Source organism: Bacillus sp. MHSD_36 (assembly GCF_030757775.1).
Lineage (GTDB): Bacteria > Bacillota > Bacilli > Bacillales > Bacillaceae_G > Bacillus_A.
In genome coordinates, this window is record NZ_JAVBIS010000004.1 from 512,755 (window position 1) to 528,661 (window position 15,907).

Sequence of the window (15,907 nt, forward strand, 5' to 3'; positions counted from 1 at the left end):
GAATGAAAGGCGAGCACAAGCTCATATATATAAAGAAAAACCATAGGTGGCGACTGCGATGATTCATCATATTTATGAGCATTATCATATGCATGTTAAAGAATTAATCCCCCTTGGCCCCTATAAAAGCTTTTGGATTCGCAACAAAATTTATGTACTTGTTCCAATTGGAGAAATGGAGGAAGAAGTACTTGTAGAGATGAAAAAGCTCAGTGACTATATGAACCAGCAAGGGGATATAACTGTAGCGACTTTCGTTCCGACTATACACGGCTACTATGTAAGTGAGATAGAAGAACAAAATTACTGCTTATTAAAAGGTATGCGTGCGTTAGAACGACATGCTACATCATTAGGAAGTGAGCTTTCTATATTCCATAAACGAGGTGCATTCTTTCCAGAAGAAATTGAACAATTAAGCCGCATCGGTGAATGGAAAGCGTTATGGGAAAGAAGACTCGACCAATTAGAAAAGTTTTGGCAATCACAAGTGATGAACCACCCTACAGACGTATTCGATCAATTGTTTATTGAATCCTTCCCGTATTACTTAGGAGTTGCAGAAAATGCAATTCAATATGTTGTCGATACAGAGATGGATGATACGCCGCAACTAACTGATGCAGCAACCATTTGCCAAGAACGATTCACACCTTTATTATGGCATCAAACGAAGCGTCTCAAACTTCCTTTTGATTGGGTATATGATCACCCAACTCGAGATATGGCAGAATTAATCCGCTATATGATGATAGAAAAAAGGAAAGATTGGGAGCAAACAATCGTTCAATTTGTTACAGATTACGAACGAAATTATTCGCTATCCTCATTTGGTTGGCGCTTATTATTTGCAAGGCTCCTGTTCCCACTTCACTATTTTGAAACAGTAGAACGATATTACCAAACGGGAAACGAAGAACAAAAAAGCATATATAGAGATCGCTTAGAAGCCATTTTACACGATGTGAACCGCTCTGAGCAATTTATGAAGCACTTTTATGGATCACTTCGTTTACCAGTTGATAAGCTCGGGATTAGAAAATTAGATTGGCTGTCTTAAAATGAAAAAAGAGACCGGGTGAGGTCTCTTTTTTATACTACAATTGTATGTAATACATTATGCCCCTACTGGTTGATCTGCACATATATTTAAAATGAATTGATGTTGTTCGATTTTTTCATTTACTTTACTCAATAATTCTTGTTGGATCTCTTTAAATAAAAATTGGTAGCTCGCATTCCACGTTGGTATAACGGATGAAAGATCTAATAAATACTCTTTTTTCTTCTCTAGTTCTTGAATTGTTAAAAAAGTGTTCCCCATTTTTGGCATGTGTCGTCCCCCTATGTTTTTTACTTTATATGTGTGAACGATTCACTATATAGTATCAATTATCTCATTTTTTGAGAAGGATTTCCAATTTTGTTTTATGATGTTAAAGTGGGAGTGTTATTTGAATAAAAAAAGAGACCCAGATGGGTCTCTTTCTAGGAAACGATTCTGAACGAGCCGCTTCCGCTTTTAATTAAAATACTTGTTCTACTTCAATAACGCCTGGTACTTCTTCAAGTAATGCGCGTTCGATACCAGCTTTTAGTGTGATTGTAGAACTTGGGCAGCTTCCGCATGCACCCATAAGGCGTAATTTTACGATACCTTCTTCAATGTCTACTAATTCAACGTCTCCGCCATCGCGAAGTAAGAATGGACGTAATTTATCTAATACTTCTAGTACTTGTTCTTGCATATGTGGGTTTTCCATTTTTATCGACTCCTTTCATCAGTTTTATTATAATCAAGATAGAGGGGAAAATCTATTTTTTCTGTTCTTGTTTTAATGTCGAAATTTTTTATCATGTTTACAACGTGTTTTTTCAGTATAGGGGTATGGAATAAGTTTGTAAAATGATGTGCTTATGCACTAAGACATCTGAATATACTGTTGAAACAAGAAGTGGGGGAGAAGAAATGGTTAATGTGCAAGTGTATGGGACGAAAGTAATTTGTGCGAGCTGCGTTGGAATGCCATCTTCAACAGAAACGTTTGAGTGGTTACAAGCGGCGATTGGTCGTAAATATGAAGGACAAGAAAATAAATTTAATTTCGAGTATATCGATTTTCAAGAAGAACAAGAAGATGAAGATAAAAAAGCATTCGCAGAGCGAGTAGTGGAGGAAGATTTATTTTATCCGGTCGTTCTTGTAAATGGAGAAATTGTTGGAGAAGGAAATCCTCGTTTGAAGGATGTTTACGAAGAAATCGAGAAATATTTATAAAGTAGGAAGCCCTTGCGAATGCGCAAAGGCTTTTTTTATTGGAGGGATAGTTGTGAAAAATGGAGTGAAGCATGCGTTACCAACGGAAGTACAACAGTTAATGAAGCAGTACACAATAGAATTAAAAGAAATTTTTTTAGATGAAAAAATAGTCGGCGTATATATTTACGGGTCCATCGCACTCGGTGCATTTCATGCAGAAACGAGCGATGTTGATTTTGTTGCGGTAATAAATGATTCCGTGAATGAAGCTGAAAAACAGCAACTTGTAGAACTTCATAAGAAACTTAGTAATAGTACGTTAGGTAAAAGAATGGATGGTATGTATATTCCGCTTGCTGATTTAGGGAAATACAATGATGAAATGAATGAGTACGTGTATTGTGCAGATGGTAAGGCGAATGTAGGCCATTGGGATATTAATGCGGTCACATGGTGGACATTGAAAAATCAAGGTATTACAGTAATCGGGAAAGAAGCGGAAGACCTTTCGTTTCAAATAGGGTGGGATGATGTAGTCAATACGATGAAATACAACGTAGAACAGTACTGGAGGGGTAAGGCGAAGCGGCCATATTTATTTTTTATAGAAGAGTGGGTAGAATCAGCTGTCGTTACGATGGGCCGCATTTTATATACTCTAGATCATAAAACAATCGTTTCAAAAGATAGAGGATTGCAATACTTGTCAGAACGTTCAGGGGAAGAATGGGAGAGTTTATTAAAAGAAGTAGCAAGAATACGGCAGAATCCAAAAGAAAAGCGAATGCTTTCAAGGTGGAGAAGGGCAGATATGACGAGGAAGTACTTACTGCATTTAATTGAAACGTGTAGAGAGAAATGGTAGGGAAACAGACGATACAGTAGATTGTATCGTCTGTTTTTGTGTTAAAAATGGTATATAATGGTTTAAAAGGTTTAATTATACTGGAGGGGATAGGGTGAATACAGAATTAGCTACTTATGAAGAAAAGAATGTAGTAATGAGTATGCGCGAAGTAATTAGCATGATAATAATTATTTTTGGGGTAATGTATGGAATGGGTTTTTTGAACCTTATATATGACTCTTCCTTATATCCATGGTATGTAGATCATCTTATTCCACCTGGAACGTTTCTCACTATTATTTTAATATACTCACCAGCAAGAAATTACTGTTTACAGTTATTAAAATCAATACAGTTCAATAATTTCAAACATTATGTAACGATAGTAATGACGATGATCGTACTGCTTATATATCTTGCGGTATTAAATTTAGTTTTACCACATGGGCTTCGTGTGGATGAATCTAATCTAGTAATAGAACCTACTAAAAGTGAAATCATTGTATATGTAGTTGTACTCACGATTTTCGCACCGATTTGGGAAGAGCTTGTATTCCGAGGTATGCTTTTTATGAAATTATCTCAGCGTTTCTCTACACTTAGTAGTGCCGTTATAAGTGCTTTTATATTTACTTTAGGTCATCCCCTTACAGTAGGGAGTGTTTTATATATTTTGGGTATAGGGATATGTTTAGCCTACACATATAAGAAAACGAAGAATTTACTCGTTCCAATTGGAATTCATGTATTAAACAATGTATTTTTTATATTAGTAAATTTTCAACTGTAAAAAGACGCCCTTTTTGAAAAGGGCGTCTTTCGTATTTTGTAGAGGAAAGATAATACGAAATATGGATAGTTTCATGTGAAACATTTTTATTATCAAATATACAAAATGGTTAACTTAGTGTATTAAACGTATCATTCATAAGTATTCTAATATATTTAAAAGTAAAATGAAATAATAAATGGATAATTGTCGGATTATATTCGATTTTCGTTCATTTTTATGAAATATATGTACTTTTTGTTAGATTCCTTCTTTTTATTTCTATAAAATACAGATATATAGAAATGAGAAAAGGATGATGTACGTGAAGGACACTGTTTTACAAGAAACAATTTCTCCGCAACAGTTACATACAGTCGTTCAAAAGAATACGGCGTATTATGACTTTAAGTGGGGGAAAGTAGAAAATCCAGCGCAAGGAAATACGTGGAATTGGGTAGCCTTTTTCTTCCCAACTTTTTGGTTAGCTTATCGTAAAATGTATAAGTTGTTTATTATACTTACGTTATTGGCGGTACCTACTTTCATTATAGCTACTTTTATTGATATACCAATGTGGATAGATTTTATCATATATGCTGGAACGATGCTGTTTACTGGATGGCAAGGAAATCGATTGTATTATAAGCATGTTATCCGTATTTTACATAAAGTAGAAGATGTACCTGAGTATAAGAAAGAGTATTATTTACAATCAAAAGGCGGCGCTCATATCGGACTTATGATTGGTTTGCAAGCGATAGTATTTGTATTGTTTGCAGGTGCTAGCTTTGGTTTATCTTATGTACCTACTGAACCTAATATTAAAAACGTTGTTCGCCTAAGTCTTGAAGGAGAGGCTTTAGAGTCTATTACAGATAAGCCAAATTGGAAGTATGTAAAGAAAGAAAAGGATTATGACGTAGTAGAATTTACTGGTTATGATTATGAAGAAAAAAAAGATGTAAAAATTAAATTCGCTGTATACTTAAATGATGATTATTTTGAATGGCAAGAAGTGTATGTAAATAATAAAAAGTTAAGTGAAGAAGAAGTAGAAGAATATCAAATGTACGTTGAAGAAAATATGTGGTTTTTCTAGAGAGAAACTCGTTTATTTTGAAAAGAAGAATCTTGTGAAGGTTCTTCTTTTGTTTATTAGGGGAAGAGAAATGATTTCAGCATTAATAGAAGCTCTAATAGGATCTATTAGTTTAAGTACGGGTTTACACACGAAAAAGATTGATGCTAACATACGTTACTTGTAGCAGTATGAATGGTTTCGAATGATATATGAAGAGGAGAAGTATCGAAAGTTATTTATTACGAACTATAAAGTTCGCTCATATTTACAAAGTAAGCTAAGAGTTCGATTGCTCGTAAAAAATAAAAATGCACAACGAAGATTTTTAAAATTAGTAGAAGAGCAAATAGAAAAACGGCATACAAATTGAAATTTTGTAAAATACAATAAAAAATGAGAATTTGAGGTAGGCTTGTCAATAACGTGAGACTGTGGCAGTATAAAGAAATGCTGTACAAATTTTATTTATCGAGATGTAAACATCAATTTTGATTTTTACGTATAAATAATGAACGGAGGAAATGAATTTATGGCTACTTTACCAAATTGTCCAAAATGTAATTCAGAATATACGTATGAGGATGGCGTTCTTTTCGTATGTCCTGAGTGTGCTCATGAGTGGGGCCAAGAAGCAGAAGCTGAAAATAATGATGGTGCAAAAGTTGTAAAAGATGCGAACGGAAACGTTCTTCAAGACGGCGACGCTGTTACTGTTATTAAGGATTTAAAAGTAAAAGGAACTTCTTCAGTTGTGAAGATCGGTACGAAAGTAAAGAGTATCCGTCTAGTTGATGGCGATCACGATATTGATTGCAAAATCGACGGTTTCGGAGCGATGAAGTTAAAATCACAATTCGTTAAGAAGGCGTAAGTAAAAAGAGGAGGCGAAGAGCCTCCTCTTTTTTATTGTCATTTTTTGTTGGTAAGTCGATTTTCCTTGTCGAATCATCGATATAATTTCATTTATCATGAACAGTGCACCATTTACCGCGCACCATGATCAACCTCTTTCAACTGACACCGCTTATTAAAGAAGGTCTTATATCCAAGCTGTAAAAAGATAATGACAGCAAAAGCGGTACTTCCTGAAATCCCGAGTATAATTGCGATTTGATATTGAATAGCTGTGAACGGTGATACACCAGATAAGATTTGACCGGTCATCATGCCCGGTAGGCTTATAATCCCCATTCCGACCATAGAATTGATTGTAGGTAAAATGGCAGAGTCAAAAGCTTCTCGTATGAGCGGAGCAGCGGCTTCTTTCGGTGTTGCGCCGAGCATAAGTGCTCCTTCAATTTGACCTCTTTGTGATTTCATATTGTTTAAGAACGTATTTGCACCAAGGGAAACACCTGTCATCGCATTCCCAACTAACATTCCGGTAATAGGAACGATATATTGCGGCGCATACCACGGGTCATGACCGATAATAACAAAGATGAATAGTAGAAGTGGTCCAATTGATCCAGCAACCATGGAAAGCGCCGCTACTCGTTTTAAGTCTTTAGACATTGGGATGTTAACTCGTTTATAAATATTAAAAATTGCAAAGGTAGTAATAGAAGTAATAAGAGCAATAGTATAAAATGGATTACTATTTTCAAATACGTATGTAAGGACATAGGCAACGAGTACGAGCTGAATCGTCATACGGAATGTTGCGAGTGCAATTTGTTTTTCGCGTGGTATTCCTTTTAATTTTACGAGTCCAATTAATATAAGAATAAAAATATATGCAGCGGCAAGTTGCCAAATTTGGAGTTCAATAACGCCCTTCAACTGAGAGCACTTCCTTTCTAATTGCACCGTTTGCTTTACTAATCTCAATAATATCGTCTGCGATTTCTTCTGGAAGTTGTTGCGAGTGTGTGATGAAGATAACTGTTTTGTTCTTTTCTCTTGCTAGTGTAGTAAATTGTTTCATAACACGGAGTTCTGTATCGCTATCTAGCGCTGATGTTGGTTCATCTAATAAATAAACAGGTGGATCCATAAGTACGATACGTGCAAAAGCAAGTCGTTGTTTTTCCCCGCCTGATAATGAATCAGCGTTGTCCTCTAAATTTTTTTCTAAGCCAACAGTCGTTAATGCACTTCGCAGGGCATCATCATTTGGCAATGGTTTTTCGGAAAGGCGAAGTCCCATTAATAGATTGTCTTTAATTGTTCCATCAAAAATAGGTGGTGTTTGCCCAAGCATGACTACGTCACGTCGTAATTGAATAGGGGGATAGTCAGAAATTAGTTTTCCGTTATATTCAATTGTACCGGATGTTGGAGATTGCAAATCGTTTAGCATGCGGAGCAATGTACTTTTTCCGCTCCCACTCTCACCGATAATACATGTGATTTTTTCTTTTTGAATCTGTAAATAAGGAATGTGTAGTATATCTTTATATGTAACGTTTTTTAATATAAACATAAATGGCTCCTTTCTGATTCTAGCTATATCGTATCAAAAAAGAGAAGGTAACGGTTATAAAGAGCAACGTTTTTTCTTCGTCTTGATTTCTATTAATAAGTTAAGTAAACGATCTAATTCTTGGCTGAAAGAAATTACTTTATGATGAGTGAATCCATATTGTTCAACGAGATGAATCAACTCTTTCTTCTTCGCTTCTATTCGATCGTTTAGTTTCGTTAAGTTCATAAGTGAAATGGAATGCCTCCTGTAAAAGTATTTACAACACAAAAAATAAGACCGAATGAATTCGGCCTTGAAGGAAATAAAACAACTTATAAATAGCATACACTGTTTATCGGTAGTTTTTAATATAAAAATGAAAAATAAATCATTATTCATATTGAGAAAGATGTGTCTGATAATTATATTTTAACGAATAAGAGAGGCTGCCTACTTAGTAGACAGCCTGTAAAGTATTAACCGTTATGATATTTGTACATCCAGAGGATACCGGATTTTAATAATCTAGGTACACGTCCCATTAATGGTTGGTTTGCTAGTAAACCAAAGCCGTGCTTTTTACCAAGAGAGCCGAGAACACCTTTTAATTTAATTACAGGTAGTTCGTCAGGAAGTGTTTCATTATTCCAACGTTTTAATAATATTTGGACAATTTGTTCTCCTTGACCTTCAGCAAGTTGTGCAGATGGTGCGTGTGGAAGTGCTGCACAATCTCCTACAACATAAACGTGCTCGTTATTTGGAATATTGTGATATTTTGTTAAAACAACCCGTCCGCTACCATCTTGTTCAACTGGAAGGTTTCGAACAACTTCATTTGCTTGAATACCAGCTGTCCAGACAATTGCATCACATTCAAGTGGCTCATCGTGGTTGTACACAATATTTGGCTCTACTTTTGTAATGTTAGAGTTTCGTATAATAGTAACTTTATGTTTTACGAACCATTCTTCTACATATCTACTTAACTTCTCTGGATATGGGAATAGAATTCTATCTTTTCGATCAAATAAGTAGATTTTTAAATCAGAACGACTCTCGCGAAGTTCACTTGCAACTTCAACGCCGCTTAATCCAGCACCAACGACAGCTACTGTTGCATTTGGTTCTAGACTATTTAATTGTTCATATGTCTTACGTGTTTGTTCAATTGATTGTAGGCTATGTGTATATTCCTTCGCCCCAGGAACATTATGATATTTATCCTCACAGCCAAGACCGATAATTAAATCATCATATTGGATCGCTTCGCCGCCATCGAGATGAACAGCTTTTTCTTCGAGATCAATATTTGTTACTGTGCCGTATTGAATATTGAGGCGTGGGTGTTCAGGAAACGGTATACGAATATGCGTTTCTGAAATAGTACCCGCAACTAATGCATAATATTCAGTTTTGAAACAATGATATGGTACTTTGTCGATTAATGTCACTTGTACATCATCTGGAAGTTGGTTGCTTGGAAGTAGCCGCTGCAGAATTCTCATTCCACCGTAGCCGCCACCTAATATTACGAGGTGTTTCATGATGGATTACCCCTTTTCTGTTGAAATATCCCCTAATCATAAAATTTTATATTAATAAAATATTTTGACTTTACTCAATCAAATTATATCGAATTTGTGAACAAATAACAATGCATGAATGAATACTCTGTTGTACAATAAGAAGAAAAGTAGAGTAAACTGTCTTCCTTATTTAGTTACCATTTTATCGCAAATAGCATGTTATATAGAAGGAATCATCTATTTTGAAGTGAAATAATGAAGTAACTAAATAGTTTAGAAGGTGTAATGAAAACAACAAGAAACAGCTTAGTTTTTTTTCTTATAGATGAAGTCAGAAAGTAATTTGTTTTGTAGTACAGGGGGGAGAATTTTGATTAAACCATTAATTGAATTTTGTGTAGGTAACCTTGCAAGTGGTTCACAAGCAGCTTTAGAGAAATTAGAAAAAGATCCGAATTTAGATGTAATGGAGTATGGTTGTTTAGGATATTGTGGCATTTGTTTTGAAGGACCGTTTGCACTTGTAAATGGTGAAGTAGTACAAGGTGCTACAGTAGAAGAACTTGTTAATAACGTATATGAGTATTTAGATGAAAATCCAATGTTTTAAGGTGTTGCAATCGGCAGCACCTCTTTCTTTCTTTATTAGATAAAACCTTTTTTCGTAGGAGAAGATAACATTAATATATAAATAAAAAAAGGCCCTTTTAGAAGGGCTTTTTTCTTACACAATTTGCGCAAGAATGGCTCATCGCCAAATGTTGTCAAATATGAGAAACGGGGGACATTCATATTGTGTTCTAAAAGCGTGCATTTTATACTTGAAATAACAAATTATTTTTGGAGTGAATACAAATGAGCCAATTTTCTTTTACAAAAATGCATGGTCTTGGCAATAGTTATATATATGTAAATATGTTTGAAGAACAAATTCCTGAAGAAGATTTAGCTCTTGTGGCGGAAAAGGTTTCAAATATTAATACTGGTATTGGAGCAGATGGAATGATTTTAATTTGTCCATCTAATGTAGCTCCGGTGAAAATGCGCATGTTTAATAATGATGGATCAGAAGGAAAGAGCTGTGGTAACGGTTTACGTTGCGTAGCGAAATATGCGTATGAGCATAAACTAGTAGAAGATACAGTTTTCACAATTGAAACGTTAGCTGGCATTGTAACGGCGGAAGTAACGGTAGAAGAAGGGAAAGTTACATTAGCGAAAATCGATATGGGAGCACCGCGTTTAACGCGTGAAGAAATACCGATGCTTGGTGAAGGTGAAACACCATTTATTCGTGAAAACTTCTTATACAATAATCATCGTTATGCATTTACAGCTGTTTCAATGGGGAATCCGCATGCGGTTATTTTTGTGGATGATGTAGAACAAGCACCTCTTACAACACTTGGACCAGTCCTTGAGACACATGAAATGTTCCCAGAGCGAGTAAATGTTGAGTTCATCGAAATTTTGAATGAGGAAGAGATGAACTTCCGCGTTTGGGAACGTGGATCTGGTGTAACACAAGCTTGCGGAACGGGGGCGTGCGCTGCGGTTGTAGCCTCTATTTTAAATGGGAAAATGGAACGTGGTAAGGAAATTACAGTTCATTTAGCTGGCGGCGATTTAATGATTGCGTGGACAGAAGAAGGCAATGTGTTAATGAAAGGACCAGCGGAAGTAATTTGCCGCGGAGTGTATGAGTACAAGATAGAAGCGTAAAGATGTATAATAGAATGAGAACAGAAAGGATGGTGTATTTCATGATTGAAGTTACAGAACAAGCAGCTTTTCAAATTAAAGATATGCTAAAAGATGCTGAAGATGGAGAGAAGTACGTGCGCCTTGCTGTACATGGCGGCGGATGTAGTGGTCTTTCTTACGGCTTAGGATTTGAAGTAGAACCAAAAGAAGACGACACAGTTCTTGAGTTTTTCGGTGTCGAATTTGTTATCGATAAAGAAAGTGCTCCTATTGTTAAAGGAGTAAAAATTGATTATAAACAATCTATGCTTGGCGGCGGATTCACAATCGACAATCCAAACGCAATCGCATCATGCGGATGTGGATCATCTTTCCGTACGGCGACGAATGCTGGTAAGCCGGAAGAGTGCTAAGTTTTTAGCAGAAATAGAGAAAGACCTTTTTAGCGATGAAATAAAATCGTTAAGGAGGTCTTTTCTTTTGGCGTAAAAAATCAAAAACGCCGCCTTCCAAATTTAGAAATTGACCTTAAGATATGTTGCACAAGGAATTCTAAAATCTAATTTATCCCGCTTTAATGGGCTGCCCATAAAAGTCCGATTGTTGAGGGCGGATTAAAGTTTCACTTTATCTTTGCATAGATGCAAGTATCAGTTAGCCGTTTGCCATCAGCTGAAAGATCTTCATTACGTAATATCCCTTCAAGCTCAAAACCTAATTTTTCAGGAATTGCACGACTTTTCGTGTTAATACGTTCACATCGTATTTCAATCCTTCTAAATTTGAATAACTGAAATCCAAGGTTTATTAACGTACTTACTACTTCTGTCATATATCCATTGCCACTAAATTGCGTGTTAATCCAGTATCCAACTTCACATTTAGAAACCTTCCAATCAATTCTGTGAAGGCTAGCAGTTCCGATAAAGTCATTCGTCTCCTTATGGTAGATAAGATAGCGAAAGCTTTCTCTTTTCAAAAAATCTATATGCGCATTTCTCAGGAGAATTTCCGTTTCTTCAACAGTAGGAATTGACTGGAATAAAAGCAGCCATTGCTTTAATTCACTAATGGAATCTTTAATAGCTTGGTATACTATATTCCCTTCACCAGCTTGAAGTGGTGCCCGAAGAATGAGTCTGTCTGTTTCTATTTGTAACGGAACATCTAATAAAATGGGATTCATATTATTTCTCCTCTCGAGACTTTTAAATTAGGACAGAGTGAAACTTATGTAAAAAACTTTCGCTCAAAAGTTAGAAAACAATAAATATATATTCACTTTATCATTTAGAAATCCCTTTTCACATGTTGAAAACGAAATTGCTAATTGGTACAAAAAATAGTTGCTGAAGTAGCTTTAAGTTGTTCAACCCGTGCATTATTATTTATTTTAGCTTCTTTTAAAGTTGTCTTATTTCCAGTTATAATTGAAGGGTAGAAAGAGGGGATATATGCTGGAAAATATTTTTGAATTCATATTGAAGTATGTTATAGGTCCTATTTTTAGATTTATAAGATATCTTGTGATAGATATTATAATAGAATGCATAATAGAAGGTGTAATAAACGGTATAAGGAAATTACGTGATAAGTGGCGAAACTGGCGTGAAAGACGTTATTGGCGGTAATAGGTACAATAGAAAAATTGGCATTAAAGAGATAGCGGATAAAAAGCCTTAAGGGAGATGGTTAATGCATTTCCCTTAAGGCTTTTTATAATGAAGTAGTAGCAACTCATCCAATTTTAGAATCCATACTCATTCCAGTTGGTGACGGGATGACGCTTTCTAAAGTAAAGAAATAATTATTATCTTACAAAAGTGTAATGTTCATGTCATGTTTTTGAATTTCTTCTTTAAAGCTTAGGCCTTAAGATAACAATATAAGAAAAACACATGAGGTGAAGGAAATGAAAAGATATATTGCACTTTTTAGTATTTTAGTTGTATTTGCAAGCCTATTAGTTGGCTGTGATTTAAATCGTATGGGTAAGGACGAGTATTACGTTCAAATTACAGTAGATGGAAAAGAATATAATGGTAAAGCCGATAATGGTGAGGCATATAAAAATTACGAATATAAACTAAATGGTTTTGATAAAGAAGGTAAAGAGAAAGAATTAGAATTCACAGCTCAAAAAAATCTGCGTAAAGATGCATTCTTACGCGTATACAATTCAGACAAAAAAGGTGTAACAGCTTGGGAAGAAGTAAAGAAAGATGAGCTTCCTACGAAAGTGAAAGAAAAATTAGGTGCGAAATAAGAACGAAAAAGGAATTGACGAACAGGGTCAATTTCTTTTTTCTTTCTCAAAATCCTCTTCTGAAATGACTTTCAATCCATGTCTTTTGAATAAAGCGGTTGTTACCCCGTAACCAGTCTGTTTATTCCCGTTAAATTCTCCAGTGTAAATTGTAGAACTACCACAAGATGGACTGCGTTCTTTCAAAATAATATATTCTGGGTGTAAGCCTTTCAGTTGTTCCAATGCTTTATAAGCACCATTTACGAAAGCTTCTGTAACATCTTCACCGTCTTTTGTCATTACCTTTGCTTTTCCATCTAAAACGTCATCGCCATTTCCGCCAATAATTTCAGCTGAGGGACGAGGCGTGGGCAATCCTCCTAATACTTCAGGACAAACAAGTAAGGTATCTTCTCTTTGTAATAACTCCTCTATTTTTGAAATGAGATTGTCATTTCCATCATACCGACAAGCGATGCCACCTAAACAAGCACTGATTACAATCATATTTTCATCTCCAATAAAAAATAGTAACTATCACGCCAATTTCTCTTCCTGCCTCTTATTTATAAGTGAGGTGATAAAAATGGGAAACTTATATAACTTAATGAAACCATATAGTGAATTTCGAAGTAAAGAAGAGTTTAATACATATCAAAAACAAGTTTTGAAGTGCTATCGATTTCGATTAAATAAAACGGATGCTACTATTATTCATTTTTTAGGAAAGTATGCAGTGAATGAGAAACAAAAAACAGTAGGAGTTGCTTGTCCATTAATGGAAACAATTGCGACGAATGTTGGAAAGAGTATTCGTACAGTACGCCGCTCCATTGCAAAGTTAGAGGAACTAGGAATTATAAAACGTATCGCGACAAAAGAAAGACATAAACGCGGCGGCTATAGTGCGAACTTATATGTATTTCTTATATCTGCAATTGACCGCATGGATGACCGTATGAAAATGTCCGCATGTGAAAGTGAGGATCGCGCAGCTGGCTGTAGTAAAAATGAGCAAAAAAATGAGGGGGAAACAATTTTTTCTAAAAACATTCCACAAATAAAAGAGAATAGAAAAGAAACGTACGAGCTTGATGAGACGTATTGCCGTCACGATATACCGAAGCCTTTTATCCCACTTTAATGGGCAGTAAGACCCCCACCTCAAAATACAGCGAAAGCAAAGAAGTTAGGTGGGGGATCAACTGCCCATAAAAGTCCGATTGGTTCAACTAATAATCAGTGGGGGATGAAGAAAACCCCCACTGATTAAAGTTTCACTTTATATATGCACTTGTGCCGATGACGCGTAATCCGAAGAAGATCAATATATTTTGGAGTAAGGTGGAACTTGCGTATAAAAAGAGCGGGTTACTAGAGCAAGGTGTGTTACTAGAGCAAATATTAGCTGATGACGAAGTGTATGGAAACTTCATTTGGCGAGTGAAGAGTGTTATGAGAGCGTATAAATACGGGGAAATCCGTAAAAATGTGAAGGCTCTTTTATATAGTACAGTGCGGGATCTATTTTTAGAGGTTGGATTAGAATGGGGAGCAGCTATGAGAAGAAGTAAGGGGGTATCGTTATTTGATCCGTTTAAAAAGGAGTCATGCATATAACACATGACTCCAAGTAGTTAATCAAACTTTCTTACAACTGGAACACGAATCGCTACAAATAGTACGAAGACGATAACAGCGATTGCACCGCTTTTCATAACGGTTACAATCGGAATTCCTATTGCAAGTGCGATTGATGTGAATGCATAAGAAAGCGGGATAAAGCCCATTGATGATAGCATAAGTAAACTCATTACGCGTCCCATCATTTCTTCTTTTACTGTCGATTGAATCATCGCCATAAGCGGAACGATTGCCATTGCGATTGTAATACCGTAAAACATGCCAGCTAATAATGCTTGCCAAAGTACGGTGCTAAAGTTGATGGATAAGAAGAATACACCAGACAGTAGCATCATGATAATGCAAAATAGACCGCGTCTACGATTAATATTTTTTAAACCAACAATGACAGCGCCTATCGCCATTCCGCCTCCTACAGATGCTTCTAAGTAACTAAACTGAAGCGAGTCACCGTGCAGAACATTTTTAACGAAGAGCGGGAAACCAACTTGCATCGGACCGATTAAAAATAAGTTTAAAAAAGCGCTACAAATAAGGAAAGTTGAAAGGAATGGTGATTCCTTTACATATAAGATTCCTTCTTTAATAGAAGTGAACATGCTTTTATCTGTATTTTGCTGCTCTGGCATCGTAAATTGTATTTTTTGAACGAGTATGGCTGCGACGATCAGTAATAAAATCGTGATCGAAAAGATCGTTTCATAGTTCGTAAATTTGATAAGAATACCGCCAAGTACAGGGCCTAAAATAACCGATGCTTGGTTCGTCATTTGTGTAAGTGAGTTTGCTTGTGTCAAACGGTTTTTTTCTACAAGTTCAGGCAAGATAGACCCATCAGCTGACCAGAAAAAAGCATCAGCAAGTCCAAAGAATAAAGCGAATAAAGCAAATGTATATAATGTTACATCACCTACGATAAACCATGTAAGAATGGTCGCGACGAGAATTGCACGAATAATATTAGAATAAAACATAATGTTTTTTTTCGGGAATTTATCAGCTACAGCGCCGCCGATAATCATAAAAATAAGTCTTGGAACACTAAGAGCCACGAAAACAACACCGAGTGAAGCCTCAAGGTTTAATGTTTTTGCTATGTACCACGTTTGTGAAAAAGTAAAAAAGGCTAAAGCAAAACTTGAAAAGAGTGTAGCTGCCCAAAGAAAAAGGAAATTCGTATTTTTTAATAACGGTCTTCCGCTTCCCTCTAAAGCAGATTTATTTTGTTGTAGTTCTTCCATATTGCTTCCTTTCTATGTGACAAATTTAAACTAAAAAAACCTGTTAACAATCGTTTTATACAGTTTCTAATATTTCTATACTGCACTTTCTCATTGTAGACAATAATGTGTAATTTGCACAGTGGCTATTTAACGACAAAAGAAGATACCATTTGGTATCTTCTTTTTTGTCGT

The 15,907-nt window shown here is 35.6% G+C and carries 19 protein-coding genes and 4 pseudogenes; 14 read left to right on the forward strand and 9 right to left on the reverse strand.

The window, feature by feature from the left end; all coding sequences use genetic code 11:
- Positions 1-58 precede the first annotated feature (58 nt).
- Positions 59-1,060: a spore coat putative kinase YutH gene (yutH, locus tag Q9B79_RS19735; RefSeq protein WP_306186845.1), complete on the forward strand. Its 1,002-nt coding sequence runs from the start codon at positions 59-61 to the stop codon at positions 1,058-1,060.
- 57 nt (positions 1,061-1,117) lie between these two features.
- Here the strand turns inward: yutH and Q9B79_RS19740 are convergent, their stop codons facing one another.
- On the reverse strand, positions 1,118-1,333 hold the full coding sequence (locus Q9B79_RS19740) for a carbonic anhydrase (protein ID WP_306186847.1): 216 nt from the start codon (positions 1,331-1,333) through the stop codon (positions 1,118-1,120).
- Between the two features lie 193 nt (positions 1,334-1,526).
- Positions 1,527-1,763, reverse strand: coding sequence for a NifU family protein (locus Q9B79_RS19745; RefSeq protein WP_000431159.1), 237 nt, complete (start codon positions 1,761-1,763; stop codon positions 1,527-1,529).
- Between the two features lie 206 nt (positions 1,764-1,969).
- On the opposite strand from Q9B79_RS19745, the gene Q9B79_RS19750 reads away from it, so the two are divergent.
- From Q9B79_RS19750 to phnA, 6 genes and pseudogenes are all read left to right on the forward strand, one after another.
- On the forward strand, positions 1,970-2,278 hold the full coding sequence (locus tag Q9B79_RS19750) for a YuzD family protein (RefSeq protein ID WP_000248590.1): 309 nt from the start codon (positions 1,970-1,972) through the stop codon (positions 2,276-2,278).
- The gene (locus Q9B79_RS19755; protein WP_306186851.1) at positions 2,247-3,125 is read left to right on the forward strand and encodes a nucleotidyltransferase domain-containing protein; all 879 of its coding nucleotides are present in this window, start codon (positions 2,247-2,249) and stop codon (positions 3,123-3,125) included. Before Q9B79_RS19750 ends, Q9B79_RS19755 begins: the two co-directional genes overlap by 32 nt.
- Before the next feature lie 94 nt (positions 3,126-3,219).
- Entirely contained in the window at positions 3,220-3,897 is a 678-nt protein-coding gene (locus Q9B79_RS19760) for a CPBP family intramembrane glutamic endopeptidase (RefSeq protein ID WP_306186852.1), read from the forward strand.
- A 298-nt stretch (positions 3,898-4,195) separates the two neighbouring features.
- Entirely contained in the window at positions 4,196-4,978 is a 783-nt protein-coding gene (locus Q9B79_RS19765; RefSeq protein WP_306186853.1) for a DUF2628 domain-containing protein, read from the forward strand.
- A gap of 70 nt (positions 4,979-5,048) precedes the next feature.
- Positions 5,049-5,330 (forward strand): annotated as a pseudogene (locus Q9B79_RS19770) (hypothetical protein).
- A 159-nt stretch (positions 5,331-5,489) separates the two neighbouring features.
- Positions 5,490-5,831, forward strand: a complete 342-nt coding sequence (gene phnA, locus Q9B79_RS19775) for an alkylphosphonate utilization operon protein PhnA (protein ID WP_000212737.1) — start codon at positions 5,490-5,492, stop codon at positions 5,829-5,831.
- Positions 5,832-5,944: 113 nt separating this feature from the next.
- Here phnA and Q9B79_RS19780 read toward each other — a convergent pair whose 3' ends face one another.
- From Q9B79_RS19780 to Q9B79_RS19795, 4 genes are all read right to left on the reverse strand, one after another.
- Entirely contained in the window at positions 5,945-6,742 is a 798-nt protein-coding gene (locus Q9B79_RS19780; protein ID WP_306186854.1) for an ABC transporter permease, read from the reverse strand.
- Complete coding sequence (locus tag Q9B79_RS19785) at positions 6,726-7,385, reverse strand: ABC transporter ATP-binding protein (RefSeq protein ID WP_306186855.1); 660 nt, start codon at positions 7,383-7,385, stop codon at positions 6,726-6,728. Before Q9B79_RS19785 ends, Q9B79_RS19780 begins: the two co-directional genes overlap by 17 nt.
- Positions 7,386-7,439: 54 nt before the next feature.
- Positions 7,440-7,613 (reverse strand): aspartyl-phosphate phosphatase Spo0E family protein, encoded by a 174-nt coding sequence (locus tag Q9B79_RS19790; RefSeq protein ID WP_306186856.1) that lies wholly within the window; start codon positions 7,611-7,613, stop codon positions 7,440-7,442.
- Positions 7,614-7,843: 230 nt separating this feature from the next.
- Positions 7,844-8,914 (reverse strand): NAD(P)/FAD-dependent oxidoreductase, encoded by a 1,071-nt coding sequence (locus Q9B79_RS19795; protein ID WP_000682075.1) that lies wholly within the window; start codon positions 8,912-8,914, stop codon positions 7,844-7,846.
- 352 nt (positions 8,915-9,266) lie between these two features.
- Between Q9B79_RS19795 and Q9B79_RS19800 the strand changes: the two genes are divergently transcribed.
- The 3 genes from Q9B79_RS19800 to Q9B79_RS19810 all read left to right on the forward strand — a co-directional run bounded on the left by Q9B79_RS19800 (position 9,267) and on the right by Q9B79_RS19810 (position 11,013).
- On the forward strand, positions 9,267-9,506 hold the full coding sequence (locus Q9B79_RS19800; protein WP_000595026.1) for a YuzB family protein: 240 nt from the start codon (positions 9,267-9,269) through the stop codon (positions 9,504-9,506).
- A 245-nt stretch (positions 9,507-9,751) separates the two neighbouring features.
- Entirely contained in the window at positions 9,752-10,618 is an 867-nt protein-coding gene (gene dapF, locus Q9B79_RS19805) for a diaminopimelate epimerase (RefSeq protein ID WP_306186858.1), read from the forward strand.
- Positions 10,619-10,659: 41 nt separating this feature from the next.
- A complete protein-coding gene (locus Q9B79_RS19810) occupies positions 10,660-11,013 on the forward strand; it encodes a HesB/IscA family protein (RefSeq protein ID WP_000573822.1) in 354 nt (117 codons plus the stop codon).
- Positions 11,014-11,222: 209 nt separating this feature from the next.
- Here the strand turns inward: Q9B79_RS19810 and Q9B79_RS19815 are convergent, their stop codons facing one another.
- Entirely contained in the window at positions 11,223-11,786 is a 564-nt protein-coding gene (locus tag Q9B79_RS19815; protein ID WP_306186862.1) for a GNAT family N-acetyltransferase, read from the reverse strand.
- 531 nt (positions 11,787-12,317) lie between these two features.
- On the opposite strand from Q9B79_RS19815, the pseudogene Q9B79_RS19820 reads away from it, so the two are divergent.
- Both Q9B79_RS19820 and Q9B79_RS19825 read left to right on the forward strand, forming a co-directional pair.
- Positions 12,318-12,407, forward strand: a pseudogene (locus Q9B79_RS19820) (O-methyltransferase); the annotation flags it as partial.
- Positions 12,408-12,512: 105 nt separating this feature from the next.
- A complete protein-coding gene (locus Q9B79_RS19825; RefSeq protein WP_306186864.1) occupies positions 12,513-12,866 on the forward strand; it encodes a YxeA family protein in 354 nt (117 codons plus the stop codon).
- Positions 12,867-12,893: 27 nt separating this feature from the next.
- Here Q9B79_RS19825 and Q9B79_RS19830 read toward each other — a convergent pair whose 3' ends face one another.
- Positions 12,894-13,355 carry a 2-thiouracil desulfurase family protein gene (locus Q9B79_RS19830; RefSeq protein ID WP_306186866.1) on the reverse strand — a complete coding sequence of 154 codons (462 nt, stop codon included), beginning with the start codon at positions 13,353-13,355 and terminating at the stop codon, positions 12,894-12,896.
- A 79-nt stretch (positions 13,356-13,434) separates the two neighbouring features.
- On the opposite strand from Q9B79_RS19830, the pseudogene Q9B79_RS19835 reads away from it, so the two are divergent.
- A pseudogene (locus tag Q9B79_RS19835) lies at positions 13,435-13,977 on the forward strand (helix-turn-helix domain-containing protein); the annotation flags it as partial.
- Between the two features lie 152 nt (positions 13,978-14,129).
- Positions 14,130-14,468: pseudogene (locus Q9B79_RS19840) on the forward strand (helix-turn-helix domain-containing protein); the annotation flags it as partial.
- A gap of 17 nt (positions 14,469-14,485) precedes the next feature.
- Here Q9B79_RS19840 and Q9B79_RS19845 read toward each other — a convergent pair.
- A complete protein-coding gene (locus tag Q9B79_RS19845) occupies positions 14,486-15,733 on the reverse strand; it encodes an MFS transporter (RefSeq protein ID WP_306186869.1) in 1,248 nt (415 codons plus the stop codon).
- Between the last annotated feature and the right edge of the window lie 174 nt (positions 15,734-15,907).

What these genes read in the sequence shown, in the direction of transcription:
- Q9B79_RS19785 (WP_306186855.1), bottom strand. Translation starts at nt 7,385, where the DNA reads ATGTTTATATTAAAAAACGTTACATATAAAGATATACTACACATTCCT.
- Q9B79_RS19765 (WP_306186853.1), top strand. Translation starts at nt 4,196, where the DNA reads ATGTACGTGAAGGACACTGTTTTACAAGAAACAATTTCTCCGCAACAG.
- Q9B79_RS19810 (WP_000573822.1), top strand. Translation starts at nt 10,660, where the DNA reads ATGATTGAAGTTACAGAACAAGCAGCTTTTCAAATTAAAGATATGCTA.
- Q9B79_RS19795 (WP_000682075.1), bottom strand. Translation starts at nt 8,914, where the DNA reads ATGAAACACCTCGTAATATTAGGTGGCGGCTACGGTGGAATGAGAATT.
- Q9B79_RS19815 (WP_306186862.1), bottom strand. Translation starts at nt 11,786, where the DNA reads ATGAATCCCATTTTATTAGATGTTCCGTTACAAATAGAAACAGACAGA.
- Q9B79_RS19740 (WP_306186847.1), bottom strand. Translation starts at nt 1,333, where the DNA reads ATGCCAAAAATGGGGAACACTTTTTTAACAATTCAAGAACTAGAGAAG.
- yutH (WP_306186845.1), top strand. Translation starts at nt 59, where the DNA reads ATGATTCATCATATTTATGAGCATTATCATATGCATGTTAAAGAATTA.
- phnA (WP_000212737.1), top strand. Translation starts at nt 5,490, where the DNA reads ATGGCTACTTTACCAAATTGTCCAAAATGTAATTCAGAATATACGTAT.
- Q9B79_RS19825 (WP_306186864.1), top strand. Translation starts at nt 12,513, where the DNA reads ATGAAAAGATATATTGCACTTTTTAGTATTTTAGTTGTATTTGCAAGC.
- Q9B79_RS19830 (WP_306186866.1), bottom strand. Translation starts at nt 13,355, where the DNA reads ATGATTGTAATCAGTGCTTGTTTAGGTGGCATCGCTTGTCGGTATGAT.
- Q9B79_RS19745 (WP_000431159.1), bottom strand. Translation starts at nt 1,763, where the DNA reads ATGGAAAACCCACATATGCAAGAACAAGTACTAGAAGTATTAGATAAA.
- dapF (WP_306186858.1), top strand. Translation starts at nt 9,752, where the DNA reads ATGAGCCAATTTTCTTTTACAAAAATGCATGGTCTTGGCAATAGTTAT.
- Q9B79_RS19845 (WP_306186869.1), bottom strand. Translation starts at nt 15,733, where the DNA reads ATGGAAGAACTACAACAAAATAAATCTGCTTTAGAGGGAAGCGGAAGA.
- Q9B79_RS19750 (WP_000248590.1), top strand. Translation starts at nt 1,970, where the DNA reads ATGGTTAATGTGCAAGTGTATGGGACGAAAGTAATTTGTGCGAGCTGC.
- Q9B79_RS19790 (WP_306186856.1), bottom strand. Translation starts at nt 7,613, where the DNA reads ATGAACTTAACGAAACTAAACGATCGAATAGAAGCGAAGAAGAAAGAG.
- Q9B79_RS19755 (WP_306186851.1), top strand. Translation starts at nt 2,247, where the DNA reads ATGTTTACGAAGAAATCGAGAAATATTTATAAAGTAGGAAGCCCTTGC.